Here is a 17,640-nt window from a genome sequence, read left to right on the forward strand (position 1 = left end):
CGGTGCCCAGGTGCCGTGAACCTTCTGCCGCCCATCGGGGAACAGCGGGTGACAAGCTCGGCATGACGAAGCAGGGGGAGGCCTTGTGACGGGACCACCGCAACCGGAGGCGCGCACGCCGGACGGGCGGGACGGGCAGGGCCGGCAGGACCTGCAGGACCGACAGGCCGGGGACGACGCGGAGGTCGTCGCCCAGTCGCTGGAACAACCGGAGCTCTTCGCCCGGCTCTACGACCGGCACGCGCCGGACATCCACCGCTACGTGTCCCGTCGCCTCGGCGACGGCATGGCGGACGACATCACCGCGGACACCTTCCTCACGGCGTTCCGTATCCGCGGCCGCTACGACCTGACGCGCACCAACGCGCGCCCCTGGCTCTACGGCATCGCGGGCAACCTCATCGGCAAGCAGCGCCGCGCCGAGGTCCGGGCGCTCAAGGCGCTGGCGCGGACCGGGCACGACCCCGTCGCGGCCTCCTGGGTCGAGGAGACGGAGAGCAGGGTCGCGGCGCAGCGACCGCTCGCCGGCGCCCTGGCGGCACTTCCGGCGGGGGACCGGCATGTGCTGCTGCTCGTCGCCTGGGCGGACCTGACGTATGTGGAGGTCGCCGAGGCGCTCGACATCCCTGTGGGCACCGTCCGGTCCCGGCTCAACCGCGCCCGCCGCAAGGTGCGTTCGGCCCTCGGCGCCGACCCCGCATTCACGATCGACGCCACGGAGGTGGTCTAGCCATGGACGAGATGACGGCGGTTCGTGAACTGAGGGCCGAGGCTCCCGTACCCCGGCGCGGCAGGCTCGCCCCCGGGCGTGAGCTGCTGCTGCGGGAGGCGGCGCGCGGCCGTCGGAGCCGGAGAATTCGCGCCGACTGGCGGCTCGCCGCGGTGGGGGCGGCCGCCGCGATCACGGTGGCGGCGGTGCTCGGCACCCAGGTGGTGAGCGACGGGCGTGATGCGCAGCCCGGCGCCCAGCCGACGTACTTCCTGGAACTGGGCAGCGCCAAGGACCTGCTGAACGAGGCCGCGGACGTGATCGCGGCCGGCCCCTCGGTCACCGCGCGCGACGGCCAGTGGATCTACGTCAAGTCCGTCGAAGTGAACATCACCGACGACGAGCAGCCGGGGCCGCAGACGGGCGAGGACTGGATGAAGTACGCCGATCCCTCCATGGAGGACGGGCGGGCCGGGGACGACCACTCGCCCAGGGAGGAGTACGAGTTCCTCAAGAGCCTGCCCGACGACCCGAAGAAGATCCGGGAGAAGGCACGCAAGTTCTTCTACGCCACCGACGAGTCCGAGACCCGTACCGAACACGAGTACCGCGCCCTCACCGCGGTCGTCAGCCGGGCGTACGCGTACGACGCCGAGGATCTCGCCAAGGTCTACCGGGCCATGGCCACGATTCCCGGCCTGCGGGCCGCACAGGTCCAGGACGCGGCGGGGCGCGACGCCATCGCGCTGTACCTGCCGAGCAAGGACACGATGGTGGACCGGAACGAATTCCTCCTGAATCCCGGCACCTACCTCTACAGCGGTCATCGGCTGGTGGCCCGGAGGGGCACCGAGGAGTGGAAGAAGGGGGACGTCGTCATCAGCGGTGCCCGGCTGGCCATGGCGGTGGTCGGCAAAAAGGGCGAGCGCCCCTGACGCCGACCTTGGTGCGCCCGGCACGTGAGATGCCGGGCGCACCGGTTAGCCCCTGGCGGCCCCGGCCGGTTAGGTTTCACCCATGACCGACACGACTGCTTCTCGCACCACCGGCGCCGTCGCCGCCGGCCTCGCCACGGTCGCCGCCGACGGCACCGTTCTCGACACCTGGTTCCCCGCCCCCGAGCTCGTCGCCGAGCCCGGCCCGGCCGGCACGGAGCGGCTGTCCGCCGAGCGGGCCGCTGAGCTGCTCGGCACAGGCGCGACGGCGGCGGTCGGGCCGGACGCCCGCCGTGGCGTCGAGGTGGTCGCGGTCCGCACGGTCATCGCCTCGCTCGACGAGAAGCCGCTCGACGCGCACGACACGTACCTGCGGCTGCACCTGCTCTCGCACCGCCTGGTGAAGCCGCACGGCCAGAGCCTGGACGGCATCTTCGCCCACCTCGCCAACGTGGCCTGGACCTCGCTCGGCCCGGTCCCCGTCGACGACCTCGAGAAGGTCCGGCTGAACGCCCGTGCCGAGGGGCTGCACCTCCAGGTGACGTCCGTCGACAAGTTCCCGCGCATGACCGACTACGTGGCACCCAAGGGTGTACGCATCGCCGACGCCGACCGGGTCCGGCTCGGCGCGCACCTCGCCGAGGGCACCACGGTCATGCACGAGGGCTTTGTGAACTTCAACGCCGGCACGCTCGGCACGTCGATGATCGAGGGCCGCGTCTCGGCCGGCGTCGTGATCGGCGACGGTTCGGACATCGGCGGCGGCGCCTCCACCATGGGCACCCTCTCCGGTGGCGGCAACGTCCGCATCACCATCGGCGAGCGCTGCCTCATCGGCGCCGAGGCGGGCGTCGGGATCGCGCTCGGCGACGAGTGCGTGGTCGAGGCGGGCCTGTACGTCACCGCCGGCACCCGGGTCACGATGCCCGACGGCCAGATCGTCAAGGCCCGCGAGCTGTCCGGCGCCTCGAACATCCTCTTCCGCCGCAACTCGGTCACCGGCACGGTCGAGGCCCGCCCGAACAACGCGGTCTGGGGCGGTCTGAACGACGTCCTCCACAGCCACAACTGACGCTGCACGACTTCACGCTCAGCGCCACACCGAGCGCCCTCCCACGGACACCGTGGGAGGGCGCTCGCCTGTGTGGCACTGCGGGGCGGCGCGGTGCGGAGTCTGGGAAATCGCGGAGTCTGGGAAGTTGCGGAGTCTGGGAAGTTTCTCTGCGGCGAAGGCATAGCGGGAGAGGGCCGGGCGCGTCACAAGGGGTGGAAAGCGGGGGAGAACCCGCCGGGGAAGAGAAGGTGACGATGGATGCCCAAGGGCAGGAGCGCTTCCGGGAGTTCGTGGAGAACCGGTCGTCGGCGTTGTTGAAGACCGCTGTCCTGCTCAGCGGCGGGGACCGGCACGCCGCCGAGGACCTGCTGCAGAACGCGCTGATCAAGGCCGCGGGGCGGTGGCAGCGGATCGACGACCCGGAAGCGTACGTACGGCAGATTCTGTATCGCCAGCAGGTGAGCCGCTGGCGGCTGAAGTGGCGCAGGCGGGAGCTGAGCGTCGCCGAGCCGCCCGAGGGGAAGACGGGCGGAGGTGACGCCGCCTCCGCCGCCGATTTGCGGATCGTCATGCGCGGGGCGCTGGCGCGGCTCACCGCGCGGCAGCGGACCGTGCTCGTGCTGCGCTACTTCGAGGACCTGCCGGAGGCCGACGTGGCCAGGATCCTCGGCTGCTCCGTCGGGACCGTGCGCTCCACCACCCACCGCTCGCTCGCCCGGCTGCGCGCCCTCGCGCCCGAACTGGCCCTGCTCGGCCTCGCGGACGTCGAAGAGGCACCGTCCCGTGACTTCTCGCCCGTGGAGGTACGCCCGTGAACGTCGACGAACTGGTCCGTGACTCCCTGCGGGAGCAGGCCGCCGAACCACTGTCCGTCGGTCCGGGGTTCGCCGACCGGGTGCTGACCGTCCGGCGGCGCCGGCACACCCGTAGGCTCGCGGCCCTCGCCGCGGCCACCACCGCCGTGGTCGCCATCGCGGTGTCGGTACCGATGCTGGACTCCGGCAAGGACGACGTGCGGCTCGCGAGCGAGAAGAACCAGAGCGACATCATCGCCCACCCCGACCAGTCGCCGCCCCGCGCCCTGATCGCGGCCGGTGACACCGCGCTGGCCGCGTACTACACCTGGAGCATCGACAAGCAGACGAAGGACCGCGCCGTCCACGTCCGCGACTACTGGCTCCTGAACCAGAAGACGGGCAGGTACGAGAAGACCACCAAGTGGTCCTTCATCGACGTCGCCCCCGGCATGCGCACCGCCGCCGTCCTGGAGAAGGACCTCCCGGCCAAGCGAATCGGCCTGCTCGACCTGCTCACCGGCAAGGTCGAGCGCTGGATCCCGGTCGACCGGGGGGTCGCGGGTGTCGAGTTCTCGCCCGACGGCAGCAAGCTCGTCGCGACGACGTACGGCAAGAACCCGGACCTGCTGTACAAGGGGGACTACGACAGCGACGGCGACGGCAAGAACAACGACTGGATGCCCCAGTGGGGCGAGTCGAGCCGGACCGGCTTCTACGTCATCGACGTGGACTCCGGCGAAAGCTCGTGGAGCGCTGTCTCGTACGAGGCCCAGGACCTCAACGTCCGCCAGGACTTCGGCTTCAGCCACGACGGCAAGCTGGTCTACTCGGGGCTCACCACCGAGCCCCACATGCAGTACTACGACTTCAAGGGCAACGAGGTCGACAAGCCCGCGAACGAGAAGTACACACACTGGATCAGCGACGCGGGAGTGTCCCCGAACGGCAAGCTCGTCGCGGCGGACGGTGGTGCGGTCCTCGACGCCTACACCGGCAAGGTGGTCACCAAGGTGGCCGGAGGGCAGACGCCGCTCGCCTGGGCCGACGACAAGCGGCTCGTCATCTGGGGATGCGATCCCAAGAAGTGCGACGGCAAGAACGAATTCCGCAACCAGCTCCTGCTGGTCACCATCGGCAGCGACAAGGTCGTCCCGCTCAGCGACTTCCGCAAGGCCTCGGCCGTGACCCCGGGCCGCTGGACGCCGATGTTCAGCGAGCGCTGACCAGGTCCTCGAACGCCGCAAGCAGCCCGTCGACCGCCTCGCGGCCGGCGGGCCGCAGCGGTGCGCGCACCGGCCCGGCGGGCAGAGAGAGGCTGTTGAGGATCGCCTTCGCTGTCACGGTGCCGGGAAGCCCCAAGCCCATCATCAACTCCGTGAGCGGAATGGTGAGTCGCTGAAGCCGGGCGGCCTCGTCCGTCTCCCCCGCGTCGAACGCGTCGATGATCGCTCGGAAGTGACGCGGCGTCACATTGGCCACCGTACTGATGTAGCCGGAACCACCGATCGCGTACAGCGCGAGCGCGTACTCGTCGCAGCCCGTGTAGTACGCCAACTCCGTCTCCGCCAGTACCTTCTGGGTGCCCAGCAGGTCGTAGGCGCAGTCCTTCACCGCCGTGATCCTCGGGTGCTCCGCGAGGCGGACCATGGTCTCCGGCTCGATGCGGGTGCCGGTACGGCCGGGGATGTCGTACAGAACGAGCGGCAGCCCACAGGCATCGGCGAGCTCGCGGAAGTGGGCCTCGACGGCGTCCTGCGGGGGTCTGCTGTAGTACGGTGTGACCGCCAACAGGCCGTCCGCGCCCGCCTTTTCGGCCGCCAGGGCGAGCTCCACGGTGTGCCGCGTGTCGGCTGTGCCGACGCCCGCGACGATGTGCGCCCGGTCGCCGACCGCCTCGCGGACCGCGCGCACGAGCTCGGCCTTCTCCGTGTCCGAGGTGGTGGGCGACTCGCCCGTCGTACCGGACAGGACCAGGCCGTCGCAGCCCCCGGCCACCAGCCGGTCGGCGAGCCGTTGCGCGCCGTCGAGGTCCAGCGCCCCGGAGGCGGTGAACGGCGTGATCATCGCGCAGAGGGCGCGGCCGAAGGGAGCGGGGCGCGAAGTCGTCATGGACGTAGTGTCGACAGCACCACCGTGAAGCTCCACTTAATTCTTCTACGAAGTACTGCTCAGGCCTGCTACGTAAAGTGCTGCGCGCCCGAGCAGCACGGCGCCGAGGCCCTGGTGCCAAGGCGCCCTTGATACGTCACCATGGCGAGGACGGTAGTTGGCTGTCGGTCACGGGAGGCGTTATGAGGCTGGGTAAGGCGCTCGCCACCGGAGTCGCGGAAGAGCAGCCGCGGGTAACGGACGAGGAGCTGCGACTCCCTGAGGAGATCGGGGAGATCGGGGAGTTGGAGCCCGCCGCCGAAGAGGTTCCGGTCGCACGATGAGGGTGCGGCTCCCCGAGGAACGTCCGGCGGAGCCGCCCACCGGATTCAAGGTCGCCCACCCGATGCTGTCGCAGGACGGCACCCGGGCCGGGTTCACCGGTGTGTCGCTGGGCGCCGCGCTGCCGTACGAGGTGCTCGACGAGGCGGGGTGTGTGTACGGGCGACGGCACCGGGCGCCGCACCGCCGCTGCGACTGCGGCTTCCACTGTGTGCACGACCGCACGGCGGCGGAGGCGATGCTCTGCACCGCCGAGCACCGGAACGCCGTACTTCTGGAAGTGACCGTCCTCGGTGCGTACATCCGCTTCGAGCGCGGGTTCCGATACGCGCGCCAGCGGGTCCGTACCGCCACGGTCGGCCCCTGCGCCTGCGGCGCCGCGGCCGTGGCGCTGGCCGACGCGGGGTGGGGAAAGCCCGGCTGGCGGGCCCTGGCGGCGGCCTGCGCCGGATGCGTACGCGGTCGTCCGTCCGTGTCCCTGGCGACCTTCGCACGGCTGGGCGGAGAAGGGCTGCGGGTACGGGCCGGTCACGGTGACCGGCTCGCCGGTGCCGACCTGGCGGCGGCCGATCTGCCCCAGGGGCTCGGCGTGTCCGAGCTGGTCGCCGAGGCCGCGCTCCTCCAGGCCCGGCTCGACTGGTTCCAGAGCCAGCTGGCGCGGCTGGACGGCCGCGAAGCCGGACAGGGATAGCGGCGGCTCGGCGGGGTACTCGGAGATCCCGAGACGAGAGGAGGTGGGACGCCGTGACCGGGACCATCCACCGGCTGCCGGAAGAACACCACTCGGTTGGCGAGCTCGTCGGACAGGCCACCGAACAGCTCTCCGAGCTGGTACGGCAGGAAGTGCGGCTCGCGAAGGAGGAGCTGGCGCAGAAGGGCCGGCGCGCGGGACGCGGTGGCGGGCTGCTCGGTGCGGCCGGAGCCGTCGCGTATGTGGGCCTGATGGCCCTGGCCGGCGCCGGTGTCGCCGCGCTCTCCCTAGAGCTGTCGGTGTGGGCGTCCGCGCTCATTGTCGCGGGCGTGCTCTTCGCGCTCGCCGGCGTACTGGGCTTGACCGGCCGCGCCCAGCTGGGCCGCGCCGCGCCGCCCCTCCCCGAGGAGACCCTCAACAGCGTCCGGGCCGATGTCGACGAGATCAAGGAAAGGGCGCATCGATGAAGGAGAGGAAGGACAAGAAGGGCATGGAGGCTGCTGAGCCGGCCGAGGCCACTGGCGCCGGCGCCGCCGGTGCCCCGGAGACCTCGGAGACTTCGGAGACCCCGCAGACCGCCGGCGCCGAGGAGGGCGCCCGGACGGCGGGCCGTGGAGCCAAGGGCCCGGACGAGCTGCGGCAGCAGATCGCGCAGACCCGTCAGCAGCTGGGCGACACCGTGGAGGAGCTGGCCGCCAAGGCGGATGTACGGGGTCGCGCGCGAGCGCGGGGCGCCGAACTCAAGGGCAAGGCTTCCGGGGCCGGGCATGCCGTGCAGGACAAGGCGGCGCGAGCCGGGCACGCCGTTCAGGAAGTGCCGCGGCCCGTGCGTACCACCGCGACCGCCGCCCTGGTCGCCGGAGCCGGAGCCGTGGTCGCGGCAGGGATGCTGCGCCGTCGGCCCCACGGCCATCGCTACCTCACCGGCCACCGCCAGCTCACCGGGCGCCACGCCCTCGTGGGGCGCCGCCACACCAGTGCCCTGAAGCGCGCCATCGGCCGCGGAGGCACCAGTGGTTTCGGCCTCGGCCGTATGGGGCTGCACCGTAAGCACGGCCTCCGTGCCATGCGGCTCCGCGGCGCCAAGGGCCTGGGCAGGATCGTCCCCCGTCGCTCCGGTGGCCTCGCCGACGCGCTCGGCGCGCGCCGCACGAGTGGCCTCCGCGGCGCCGTCGGCCGGCACTGACACCCAGGGGGTGTCGTTCGGATCACCCAGGGGACCCCATGAGCGGAGGGACCCCCATGATGCCGCGACCTGATCCGGCGTGATCCAGAACGACACCCCCAGGGCCTGTCCCCAGTCGTGATCAAGGTATGGGTCGCCGACCGAAGGCGACGAAGACGGCGGCGAAGAACCTGATCTCGGTCCCGTCCTTTTCTGCGTGCCGGAACGCCTCGTCCCAGTGGGCGATGTCGGCAGGTGTGACCAGGCCGTCGGCGACCAGGGCGTCCCGGGCTGCCCAGACCGGGCCGCGCATGCCCGGCGGTGGCTTGACGATGTCGATGTGGCCCTGGAAGGCGACGACTTCCAGGCCGGCCGTGGTGAGCAGTTCGTCGAGCCGGGTGCCGACGGTCAGATCGTTGCCCCGGAGCCGGTGCAGTTCGCGGTAGCAGTCCTCCATCTCCTGGAACGCGGGATCGCCGACCCCGCGCATGCGAGAGGAGTCCGCGTCGATGTCGGCGAGGTAGACCGCGCCGCCGGGCTTGGCCAGCCCGGCGAGGTGGTCCACGATCTCCTGTTCGCGGCCGCCGTTGTGCGCCAGGACGTGCCTGAGCATCACCAGGTCGCACGTGCCCGGGGCCAGTCCCGTGGCATCGGCGGATCCCCTCACGGTATGCACCCGCACGCCGGATCGTTCGGCGAGTGCGTCGGCGACGGCCAAGGCATCCCTGTCCCGGTCGACGGCCCACACTGCGCCGTCCGGAGCGGCCATGGTCGCCAGCCGTGCCGCTATGGCGCCCGGTCCGCAGCCCACGTCGGCGATCCGCGCGCCTGGGACCGCCCCGGCGGCGGTCCAGAGGCCGCGTTCTCTCTGCTCGGCCATGTCGGCCATGAGTTGGTAGCGAGCGATCTCCGGATCGCTCAGAGCCAGTGAGTATTCGGGCATCTTGGCCTCTCCCATCACGCTGCCGGCCGTGGCTGCGGTCGGTGCGATCGGTCGGTCGTGACGACCGGGGCGGCGGCCGGTGTCAGCGGTCGCGGTCGGCGGTCGCGGTCAGCGGTCGATATAGGGGTCGGTGATCTCGCGAAGCCTGGTGAGGGTGTCGCGGAGCTGCTCCATCCGACGTTTACCCAGGTAGGAGGTCCACTCGGCCTCGACCTCGGAAACCGCCGCAGCGCCGATGGGGAGCAGGTCACGAGCCTTGCCGGTGAGGCGGACCAGACGGGCTCGGGCGTCGCCGGGATCCGGGCAGCGTTCCACATAGCCGCCGCGCTCCAACTGGTCGACCAGGTAGCCGGCGGTCTGCTTGGTCACCTGGGCGGACTCGGCGAGCTCGCTGAGGCGGGAGCCGTCCTCGTCGACGCGCTGCAGGAGCTTGCCCTGTGCAGGGGTGATGTCTTCGTACCCCGCCGCCGCGACCGCGGCGAAGGCCCGGTTTTCCATCGCCCGGTAGGCGACGAAGAGCAGGACTCCGATGTTGACCTCGTCGGTCATGCGACTACGACTCCTTGACACTGGTCAGAGCTTCTGACTAATTTGAGTGGGAAGGTAGTCAGAGATACTGACTACTTTGGTCAGAGCATCGTACCGACTTCACCTCTGGGGGCGGTCATGGCGGGCATGCACAAGGCGGCGATGTGGAGGGTCATCGACGAGGAGCGGGCCGACCTGGCCGACCTCTTGGTCTCGCTGACCCCTGAGCAGTGGGCGTGCCCGTCGCTGTGCGAGGGGTGGACCGTGCGGCATGTGGCCGCACATCTGAGCCTCGCTCCGCGGGCCCGACTTGCGCCAGTGCTGTGGGACGTCGTCCAGGCCCGCGGCAACTTCGACCGCTTCGTCGACAACGTCACTCGCCGGGAAGCGGTCCGCCCCCCGGCCGACCTCGTCACCGAACTGAGGGCGGCATCGGGCTCCCGGCGCCTGGCGCCGGGCCAGAAGCTCGCCGACGCCATGATGGACGTCCTGGTCCACGGCCAGGACATCGCCGTACCGCTCGGCATCGATCGCCCCATGCCGTTGGAGGCAGCCCGCCACTCCACCGAGCACGTCTGGCGGATGGGCTTCCCCTTCCATGCCCGCAAGCGGCTGCGGGGCTTGCGCCTTGTGGCCACCGACACGGACTGGTCCGCCGGGGAGGGCGGCGACGCCGTGGTCGAGGGACCGATCGCTGCCCTTCTGCTCCTCGTCGCCGGCCGTCACGCAGCGGCCCTGGCCCGGCTGAGCGGGCCTGGAGTGGCTGTACTGGCGAAGCACTAGAGGGCGAGTGCCGGGATCAGGGCGGGGCCGGCGGCCGAGCGAGCGCCGACCGCGCCGGTCTTTCTTCTTGTGGTCGGCGGCCTTGTCGACCTTCTCCGGAATCACGGCTTTGATCTGGCGTTTACGCAGGTAGGCGCGGTCGGCGCGGGACGAGTACGCCTTGTCGTCGGCGACCGCGTCGGGTCGGGTATGTACTCGTGCTCGGCCCCGTCCCCGAGTGACTCCTCGCGCACCGCACCAGGCGTAGCGCAGCCCCGTTGGCGCAGCCCCTTCTCACCGAACACTGGAACCGTCTGGACAAAAAAAGTTTTCGGTGGAAGGGTGGAGTCATGTTGGACGTCACCGTGATCGAGGACCCGGCCGCAGCCGCCGCCTCCCTGGACCCCATGAGGGCCCAGCTGCTCGCCGAGCTGGCAGCCGGCCCGGCGTCGGCCACCATGCTGGCCGGCAAGGTCGGGCTGCCACGTCAGAAGGTGAACTACCACCTCAAGGCACTGGAGCGGCACGGCCTGGTCGAGCTCGCGGGCGAGCGCCGCAAGGGCAACGTCACCGAGCGGCTGATGCGCGCGACCGCCGCGTCGTATGTCATCTCGCCGCTAGCCCTCGCCTCCGTGCAGCCCGACCCGGACCGCTTCCGGGACCAGCTCTCGGCGCGCTGGCTGCTGGCGCTCGGTGCCCGGCTGGTCCGGGACGTCGGTTCGCTCATCACGGGTGCGGCCAAGGCCCGCAAGCGGCTGGCGACGTACGCGCTCGACGGCGAGGTGCGCTTCGCCTCGGCCGCGGACCGGGCCGCGTTCATCGAGGAACTGACGGCGGGCGTGAGCGCGCTCATCCGCAAGTACGACGCGCCCCACGCCGAGGGCGGCCGCAGCCACCGGATCGTCGTCGCCGTCCACCCCACGGTCAAACCCCAGGCCGACGAGCCCCAGGTCGACCATCCCCAGGTCACGGAGCCCGAGGCCCCCGAACTCCCCCAATGACAAGCTGCCTTGACGCACAGGAGCCCATCATGTCCAAGGAATTCGAGATCACCAGCGAGTTCGAGGTCGACGCCACGCCCGAGCAGGTGTGGGATGCCGTCACCAGCGGCACAGGCGGCTGGCTGTGGCCGATGGAGGCCCCCGAGCCGCGCGAGGGCGGCAAGGGCCCCTTCGGGTCCACCGTGACCGCCTGGGACCCGCCGCACCGGTTCACCAACCGCGTCGAGGACGTCGAGGGCATCTCCGAGCAGACCCTCAACCAGCTCGACTACACCATCGAGCCGCGCGACGAGGGCCGCCGCGCCTGGGTGCGGTACGTGCACAGCGGCATCTTCGTTGACGACTGGGACAACCAGTACGACGGTGCGAGCAAGCACACCGACTTCTACCTGCACACCCTGCGCCAGTACCTGACGCACTTCGACGGCCGACCGGTCGCCTTCGCCACGTTCGACGGGCCCGAGGCGTCCAAGGCGTCGGATGCGTTCGCCGCCGTCGGCCGGGCGCTCGGCCTCGCGGACGACACCAGCGAGGGTGCGCGTGTCCAGGCACAGGGCCCCGATGGACAGCCCCTCGACGCCTCGGTCGACTACCGCAACCCGTACTTCATCGGACTGCGCACCGACACCGCGCTCATCCGCTTCTTCGGCCGCAACCACTGGGGCTACATGGTCGGCGTCAGCATCCACGACTTCGCCCCGGACGCCGACGCCGAGCGCAACGAACTCGCCTGGCAGGGCTGGCTGAACGGGGTGTTCGGCGGCTGAGCCCGCGCCCGCGCATTCGAAAGCGAGCGAGCAGGGAACGAGCCCGGCCCCCCGGACGACGGGGCCGGGCTCGTCCGCGCGCAGGAACTACGGCACTTACGGCACTACGGCTCGAAGCGCAGCACCTGCGGGTCGTGGTCGCTGATCTGGTCGGCGAACTCGGCGTTGATGTGGACGCTGTCGTAGCTGAAGTCGCAGTCCCTGCGGATCGACGGGCTGATCAGGATCTGGTCGAGGACCTGGCTGTTGCCCTGGAAGTCGTAGCTGTAACGCTCGCTCTTCGGCAGGGACTTGACGGCCGACCAGAGAGCGCCGTCACTCTCCAGAAGCTTCGTCGTCTCGGAGAACTCGAAGTCGTTCATGTCGCCGAGCGTGACGACGTCCGCGCTCTTCTGCGCCGCGAGGATGTCCTTGACGAAGGCGTTCACCGCGGTCGCCTGGAGGTGGCGCTGGGTCTCCGAGGAGCGGACCGGCGGCTGGTACTGGGAGTGCAGCGCCTGATCGCCGCCCTTCGACGAGAAGTGGTTCGCGATGACGAACACGGTCTTGCCGCGGAAGACGAACTCGCCCGCCAGCGGCTTGCGGCTGTTCTTCCACGCCTCGCCCGCCGGGTCGATACGCCCCGGGGACAGGGTCAGGCGTGCCTTGCCGTTCGCCTTCGTGACGCCCACGGCGGTCGTCGCGTCGCCGCCCGCCCGGTCGGTGAAGGAGACGCGCGCCGGGTTGAAGAGGAAGACCTGCCGGATGTTGCCGCCCGGCTCGCCGCCGTCCGCGAGGTCGACCGGGTCGATGGACCGCCAGTCGTACGCCGGGCCGCCCGCCGCCGCGATCGCGTCGACCAGCTTCCGCATGGTCTGGTCGGCGGCGACCGTGCCGTCGTTCTTCGCGCCGTTGTTGTCCTGGATCTCCTCCAGGGACACGATGTCGGGCGATCGCAGGTTGTTCACGATCGCGGCCGCGTGGTCGGCGAAGGAGTCGTCCGTCGGGTCGAGGTTCTCGACGTTGTACGTCGCCACCGCCAGCTCGTCGCGCGCCTGCTTGCGGGTCGTCTCGCGCTTCAGGCCGCCGTCGGCGACCGTGCCCAGTGTGCGGGCGGTCAGCGTGTAGCCGCCGAACTGCGTGTAGTCGAGCGGGCCCTCGGTGGTGCCCTTGAGGGTGTCGCCGACGTTCGCCGTCGGGAACGGCTGCGTGGCGGTCGGGACCAGCGACTGGATCTGCAGCCGGCCGGTGTTCTGCGAGCTGTACGAGCCGTAGACGGTGCCGCCGCGGCGGTTCGGGTTCTCGTACGGCTTCACCGTCACCCACAGCTCGGAGAACGGGTCGGTCGCGGTGACCACGCGGGACGAACCGATCTTGACGTTCATGCCCTCGAGGGACTCGTAGAAGTCGAGGGCGTACTTCTTCGGCTGCAGGGCGAGCCCATTGACGGAACCCTTCGCCGCCGAGTCGCCCGCGGGCGTGTACGCGTCCGGTACGGAACGGCTGTTGATGACCGTGGCCGCCGGCAGCGCGTTGCCGCTCGACACCACCGTCACCGTCGGCTTGGTGATCTGCGTGACCGACTGGTTGCCCGAGGAGGCGCCGCCCGGCACGAACTCCGTGACCGTGCCGGAGACCTTCACCGAGTCCCCGACGGCCACAGTCGGCGTGGAGCCGGTGAAGACGAAGATGCCCTCACTGGTGGCCGGGCTGTCGTCCGCGGCCGGGTCCTGGAGCCAGAAGCCCCGGGACGAACCGTAGGTTCGTACACCCGTCACGATGCCGGTCACGTCCGTGACCTGCTGGCCCGCGAGCGGGGATATCCGGGTACCGCCCTGGATGTCGTGGACGGCGACGGCGTCCGCCTGGGCGGGTGAGGTGAACACCACGGCGGAGACCGTGGAACAGATGGCGGCGACGGTGAGCGCGGCTGTGCGCGCGGAAGACTTGCTCGGCAACGGGATCACTCCGGAACGTACGTGGGCGCCGGGACGAGGATGGAGCAGCAGAGACACACAACCGGTGCGGCGGTGGCGACGCGCGTAGAAACTGACCCGGGTAGCCATGGGGGAGCTACCCGGGAGTTTCTACGCGCGTCAATCTCGTGTGTGGCCAGGGCAGTTGTCAAGGTTTCCCGGATTACTGGCTTCTGACAGGTTCATGAACTGGGCGGCATGGGTGGAAATCCGTCTAGGCTGAAGCTGCATTTCCGGGGCGGCCGGTACGCGATGTCCGGGACGTCCCGTGGACCCGTGTACGTCCCGAGGAGAACCAGCCGATGTCAGACAGCTCCCCCCTCCCGCCGGTGCGGCTGCGCTCCGAAGCGGAGCTCGCGCGAGACGCGCTCGCCGCGCCTCTGCTCGCGCGTGCCGTGCGACTCGCCCGCTGGGCCGGCCCGGACACCCGGGTCGGAGCCGGTGGCGAACTCGTCGAGGAGCAGCTGCCGGGCGCGGCTCGGGAACTCGGCCTCGAAGGTGAGGACGCCGCCGCCTTCGCGAGTGAGGCGTGGCGGGTGGCCGTCGACACCGGTCTCGTCGACGTGGTGGACGAGGAGGAGGGCACGGTCGCGCCGGGCGCGGACCTGGAGCTCGTCACCTCCGGGGCGCCACGGGACGTACTGGGCCTGTGGCTCGGCGCGCTGGAGACGGCGCTCGCCGACGCGAGCGTGCCCGATCTCGACGATCTCGTGGAAGCCATGGACGGCGGCGGCGAGATCGACCTCTCCGAGCTCGACTGGGACCCGGAGGCGGAGGCCGAGTTCCTCGACGGCGTGCTCGGCAACCTCTATCTGCTGACCGTCAACGAGGACGGCCCCGGCGAGGAGCCGGTGCCGCTGCCCGCGCTCGCCGCGTCGATGATCGTGCCGGACGACATGGGAGAGCCCACCAACGACGTCCTGGAGCAGGTGTCGGACGCGATGATGCGCCTCGACGACCAGTTCCGGCTCCTGGAGCCCGTCGGGCTCGTCGACTTCCAGCCCGTCGACGAGGCGCTGATGGCCGACGCCGAGGAGGAACCCGCGTCGCCGGTCGACGACACGGACGTCTCGCGGTACGGGATGGTGCGGCTCACCCCGCTCGGGCTGTACGGCGTCCGGGCCCGCCTGCTGGAGGCGGGGCTCGTGGCGCCGGCGGTGGGGGACCTGGCGGACAAGGGTGCGGACGTACTGCTCGACGGCACGTCCACGTTTCCGCCCGCGGCCGCTCAGGCCGAGACCGAGCAGTGGCTCGCCCGGCGCGAACCCCTCGAAGCCGCACGGGAGTTGCTCGCCGCGGCCCGTGGCCTGGACGCGGGCGCCCCGCTGCGGCGGCTGCGCTGCCAGCAGGCCCTGTCGCTGGTCGGCACGGAAGCCTCGCCGGCGTTGCGCGAGGTGCTCGACGACGCCGAGCTGGGCGGACTCGCACGGGTGTGGCTCACGGAGCGGGGCGCCCCGGACGTGCCCGCGCCGTCCGAGGACATGGTCTTCTGGCTGACCGTCGACACGATCGCCGCCCAGCTGGCGGCGGAGGGCAACTCGGAGGAACTCCGCGCCCTCGTCGAGGGGCTGGCGGCGCAGCACAGCAGCTTCTTCACCGCCGCCTGGCGCGTCGACCACCCGGCCACCCCGGACGTCCTCGAGGCCATGGGGCGGCTCCACCCGGACAAGAAGGTCGCCAAGCAGGCCCGCAAGGCGGCGTTCAAGGCCCGGTCGCAACAAGGGGGTTGAGTCACCGTCCGGCTCCGGAGCCAGGGCGCCCGGCGCCGGTGCCGGCCCGTCCGGTGCCGGAGCCGGAGTCGGACCTCGTTCGGCCGGTGCCGGAGTCAAGGATGTCCCCAGGGCCGGACAGGCCTGGGGCCTAGCCCTCGTCCTGCTCCTCGGTGCCGTCCTGCCCGTCCTGCCCGTCGTCCCCGCCCATCCCGAGGACGCGGACCGGCACACCCTCGAGGTCGTCCGGGATCACGTCCTCGGGACGGAGGCGGTCACGGGGGACCTTGTGGGTGACGAAGACGACGATCACGTCCTCACCCGAGCTCTCGTCCTCTCCGATTCCGACTCCGGTCACGTTGGCCATGGCCATCAGCCGGTCTTCATGGAGGCGGCGCGCCTGACGTGCGTCCACTGCGGCTCGCCTCCCAGGAGTAGTGCGGGTCGGTGGTGTCTATTTTACGAAGATTCTTCCAGCCGTCCGTCCGGACGCCAGGTTTGCTGGGCCGTACGGGTGCGCCGTTGGCCCGGACGGGCGCGGATGCGAACGGATCCGGCGTGCCGATCCGAACGGGTTTACGGAAGGAGGCCCGGGACGTCGGCTCGTGTTCAGCGGGCGTTCAGGCATGAGCGCAACCGTGTCGCCCGAGGCTCACTCCGCCCACCGGTCACCCTCCACCGCCACGGTCCCACTCCACTGTCACAGGAGACAGCATGTCGCTCACCCGTAGGGACTTCGCCAGACGCTCAGCGATCACCGGCGCCGGTGTCGCACTGGTCGGCAGCGTCGGTGCCTTCGCCACCACGCCCGGTGCTCTCGCGTCCCAGGACACCGAGACCACGGGCGACGACCCGGACGTGCAGGGCGGCGGGGTCGGCTACGGCCCGCTCCTCCCCGACCCCCAGGGCATCCTCGCGCTGCCCGCCGGCTTCTCGTACCGCGTCCTCACCTACAGCGGCAAAACCAAGCTGGAGTCCGGCGAGATCACCCCGTCCAACCACGACGGCACGGCCGCCTTCGCGGGCCCGCGCGGCACGACCCTCCTCGTCAACAACCACGAGCTCAAGGGTCCGCGCGCCAAGTGGACGTACCCCGTGCCGCTCACCGAGGGCCTCGTGTACGACCCGGCCGCGTCCGGCGGCTGCACGGTCGTCGAGGTACGCCCCGACGGACACGTCGCCGAGTGGGTCGGCATCGCCGGCACCTCCACCAACTGCGCGGGCGGCAGCACGCCTTGGGGCACCTGGCTCACCTGCGAGGAGAACTCCGACCGGGCCGGCGAGAACGGCATGACCAAGGACCACGGCTACGTCTTCGAGGTCGACCCCGTCGACCAGCGCGCCAACCGCGACCCCAAGCCCCTGAAGTTCTTCGGCCGTTACGACCACGAGGCCGTCGTCATCGACCCCAAGCGCGGCCACGCCTACCTCACCGAGGACGACTCCGAGCCCAACGGCCTGTTCTTCCGCTGGACCCCGCCGAAGGGATTCCAGTACGGCCCCGGCAAGTTCCGTACCCTCGCCGACGACGCGGGTGTTCTCCAGGCTCCCACGTGCTACGACTCCGGCGGTCGTTACGTCGACGACCTGTCCCGCGCCACGAAGATCGGCACCGTGTACGGAGTCGACTGGACCGACGTACCGGACCGTGACGCCAAGACGGTCGCGGTGCGTGAGCAGTTCGCCGAGGGCGAGGTCACCCGCGCCCGCAAGCTCGAAGGCATGTGGTGGGGCGACGGCGGCGCGTACATCGTCTCCTCGTACGCCCGTGAGGAGAGCCCCGTCCAGCACGACGGCCAGGTCTGGTTCTACGACCCGAGGCGCCGCACCCTGACCCTGAAGGTCCTCCTCGGCGTCAACCCCGACCCGTCCGTGGACGGCGCCTTCGACGGCCCCGACAACATCACCGTCTCCCCGTACGGCGGCATCGTCCTCGCCGAGGACGGCGAGGGCGTCTCCCACCTGTTCGGCGCCACTGACAGCGGCCGTACGTACCCGATCGCCCGCAACGACCTGAACGTCGGCACCGAAGAGGAGCCGGAGTACAGCGAGTTCGCCGGTGTCACCTTCTCGCCCGACGGAAAGACCCTCTACGCCAACATCCAGACCCCGGGCATCCTGCTGGCCATTACGGGTCCGTGGAAGCGCCAGCGGCGCGCGTAATTAATTCAGTCGCTCACCCCGCGGTACGCCT

The 17,640-nt window shown here is 70.8% G+C and carries 19 protein-coding genes and 1 pseudogene; 14 read left to right on the forward strand and 6 right to left on the reverse strand.

Annotated features, from left to right (window positions below):
- The first annotated feature begins 85 nt into the window (after positions 1 to 85).
- The 5 genes from FGD71_RS43120 (at position 86) to FGD71_RS43140 (ending at position 4,718) form a co-directional block, all read left to right on the forward strand.
- Positions 86 to 730 (forward strand): RNA polymerase sigma factor, encoded by a 645-nt coding sequence (locus FGD71_RS43120; protein WP_119106052.1) that lies wholly within the window; start codon positions 86 to 88, stop codon positions 728 to 730.
- A 2-nt stretch (positions 731 to 732) separates the two neighbouring features.
- Positions 733 to 1,644, forward strand: coding sequence for a CU044_5270 family protein (locus FGD71_RS43125; protein ID WP_119106053.1), 912 nt, complete (start codon positions 733 to 735; stop codon positions 1,642 to 1,644).
- 82 nt (positions 1,645 to 1,726) lie between these two features.
- Positions 1,727 to 2,716, forward strand: a complete 990-nt coding sequence (gene dapD / locus FGD71_RS43130) for a 2,3,4,5-tetrahydropyridine-2,6-dicarboxylate N-succinyltransferase (protein WP_119106054.1) — start codon at positions 1,727 to 1,729, stop codon at positions 2,714 to 2,716.
- Positions 2,717 to 2,952: 236 nt separating this feature from the next.
- On the forward strand, positions 2,953 to 3,513 hold the full coding sequence (locus FGD71_RS43135; RefSeq protein WP_119106077.1) for a SigE family RNA polymerase sigma factor: 561 nt from the start codon (positions 2,953 to 2,955) through the stop codon (positions 3,511 to 3,513).
- Positions 3,510 to 4,718 carry a WD40 repeat domain-containing protein gene (locus tag FGD71_RS43140; protein WP_119106055.1) on the forward strand — a complete coding sequence of 403 codons (1,209 nt, stop codon included), beginning with the start codon at positions 3,510 to 3,512 and terminating at the stop codon, positions 4,716 to 4,718. Before FGD71_RS43135 ends, FGD71_RS43140 begins: the two co-directional genes overlap by 4 nt.
- Here the strand turns inward: FGD71_RS43140 and dapA are convergent.
- Positions 4,705 to 5,604: a 4-hydroxy-tetrahydrodipicolinate synthase gene (gene dapA / locus FGD71_RS43145; protein WP_162931386.1), complete on the reverse strand. Its 900-nt coding sequence runs from the start codon at positions 5,602 to 5,604 to the stop codon at positions 4,705 to 4,707. The two genes, FGD71_RS43140 and dapA, sit on opposite strands and share 14 nt — an antisense overlap.
- Positions 5,605 to 5,786: 182 nt before the next feature.
- On the opposite strand from dapA, the gene FGD71_RS47785 reads away from it, so the two are divergent.
- Genes FGD71_RS47785 through FGD71_RS43160 form a run of 4 tightly spaced genes read left to right on the forward strand, consistent with a single transcriptional unit; the run spans position 5,787 to position 7,802 of the window.
- Positions 5,787 to 5,927: a hypothetical protein gene (locus FGD71_RS47785; RefSeq protein WP_162931387.1), complete on the forward strand. Its 141-nt coding sequence runs from the start codon at positions 5,787 to 5,789 to the stop codon at positions 5,925 to 5,927.
- On the forward strand, positions 5,924 to 6,616 hold the full coding sequence (locus FGD71_RS43150) for a hypothetical protein (RefSeq protein ID WP_119106057.1): 693 nt from the start codon (positions 5,924 to 5,926) through the stop codon (positions 6,614 to 6,616). The genes FGD71_RS47785 and FGD71_RS43150 overlap by 4 nt, the downstream gene beginning before the upstream one ends.
- A 53-nt stretch (positions 6,617 to 6,669) precedes the next feature.
- Positions 6,670 to 7,083: a phage holin family protein gene (locus FGD71_RS43155; RefSeq protein WP_119106058.1), complete on the forward strand. Its 414-nt coding sequence runs from the start codon at positions 6,670 to 6,672 to the stop codon at positions 7,081 to 7,083.
- Positions 7,080 to 7,802: a DUF3618 domain-containing protein gene (locus FGD71_RS43160; protein ID WP_240437051.1), complete on the forward strand. Its 723-nt coding sequence runs from the start codon at positions 7,080 to 7,082 to the stop codon at positions 7,800 to 7,802. The genes FGD71_RS43155 and FGD71_RS43160 overlap by 4 nt, the downstream gene beginning before the upstream one ends.
- Positions 7,803 to 7,923: 121 nt before the next feature.
- Here FGD71_RS43160 and FGD71_RS43165 read toward each other — a convergent pair whose 3' ends face one another.
- Entirely contained in the window at positions 7,924 to 8,724 is an 801-nt protein-coding gene (locus FGD71_RS43165; protein ID WP_119106059.1) for a class I SAM-dependent methyltransferase, read from the reverse strand.
- Between the two features lie 108 nt (positions 8,725 to 8,832).
- Positions 8,833 to 9,273: a MarR family winged helix-turn-helix transcriptional regulator gene (locus tag FGD71_RS43170; RefSeq protein WP_119106060.1), complete on the reverse strand. Its 441-nt coding sequence runs from the start codon at positions 9,271 to 9,273 to the stop codon at positions 8,833 to 8,835.
- A gap of 117 nt (positions 9,274 to 9,390) precedes the next feature.
- On the opposite strand from FGD71_RS43170, the gene FGD71_RS43175 reads away from it, so the two are divergent.
- Positions 9,391 to 10,035 carry a maleylpyruvate isomerase family mycothiol-dependent enzyme gene (locus FGD71_RS43175; RefSeq protein WP_240437052.1) on the forward strand — a complete coding sequence of 215 codons (645 nt, stop codon included), beginning with the start codon at positions 9,391 to 9,393 and terminating at the stop codon, positions 10,033 to 10,035.
- Positions 10,036 to 10,071: 36 nt separating this feature from the next.
- On the opposite strand, the pseudogene FGD71_RS43180 reads toward FGD71_RS43175, so the two are convergent.
- Positions 10,072 to 10,233 (reverse strand): annotated as a pseudogene (locus tag FGD71_RS43180) (IS5/IS1182 family transposase); the annotation flags it as partial.
- 131 nt (positions 10,234 to 10,364) lie between these two features.
- Between FGD71_RS43180 and FGD71_RS43185 the strand changes: the two are divergent.
- Both FGD71_RS43185 and FGD71_RS43190 read left to right on the forward strand, forming a co-directional pair.
- Positions 10,365 to 11,015: an ArsR/SmtB family transcription factor gene (locus tag FGD71_RS43185; protein ID WP_119106061.1), complete on the forward strand. Its 651-nt coding sequence runs from the start codon at positions 10,365 to 10,367 to the stop codon at positions 11,013 to 11,015.
- A 29-nt stretch (positions 11,016 to 11,044) separates the two neighbouring features.
- Entirely contained in the window at positions 11,045 to 11,782 is a 738-nt protein-coding gene (locus tag FGD71_RS43190; RefSeq protein WP_119106062.1) for an SRPBCC family protein, read from the forward strand.
- Between the two features lie 104 nt (positions 11,783 to 11,886).
- On the opposite strand, the gene FGD71_RS43195 is transcribed toward FGD71_RS43190, so the two are convergent.
- Positions 11,887 to 13,719 carry an endonuclease/exonuclease/phosphatase family protein gene (locus tag FGD71_RS43195; protein WP_119106063.1) on the reverse strand — a complete coding sequence of 611 codons (1,833 nt, stop codon included), beginning with the start codon at positions 13,717 to 13,719 and terminating at the stop codon, positions 11,887 to 11,889.
- Positions 13,720 to 14,039: 320 nt separating this feature from the next.
- Here FGD71_RS43195 and FGD71_RS43200 point away from each other — a divergent pair, with 320 nt between their 5' ends.
- Positions 14,040 to 15,467 carry a hypothetical protein gene (locus tag FGD71_RS43200; protein WP_119106064.1) on the forward strand — a complete coding sequence of 476 codons (1,428 nt, stop codon included), beginning with the start codon at positions 14,040 to 14,042 and terminating at the stop codon, positions 15,465 to 15,467.
- 130 nt (positions 15,468 to 15,597) lie between these two features.
- Here the strand turns inward: FGD71_RS43200 and FGD71_RS43205 are convergent, their stop codons facing one another.
- Positions 15,598 to 15,861: a hypothetical protein gene (locus FGD71_RS43205; protein WP_240437053.1), complete on the reverse strand. Its 264-nt coding sequence runs from the start codon at positions 15,859 to 15,861 to the stop codon at positions 15,598 to 15,600.
- 299 nt (positions 15,862 to 16,160) lie between these two features.
- Here FGD71_RS43205 and FGD71_RS43210 point away from each other — a divergent pair, with 299 nt between their 5' ends.
- On the forward strand, positions 16,161 to 17,609 hold the full coding sequence (locus tag FGD71_RS43210; protein ID WP_119106066.1) for an alkaline phosphatase PhoX: 1,449 nt from the start codon (positions 16,161 to 16,163) through the stop codon (positions 17,607 to 17,609).
- Positions 17,610 to 17,640: the final 31 nt, after the last annotated feature.

It is taken from the genome of Streptomyces sporangiiformans, from assembly GCF_005768555.2.
Classification (GTDB): Bacteria; Actinomycetota; Actinomycetes; order Streptomycetales; family Streptomycetaceae; genus Streptomyces; species Streptomyces sporangiiformans.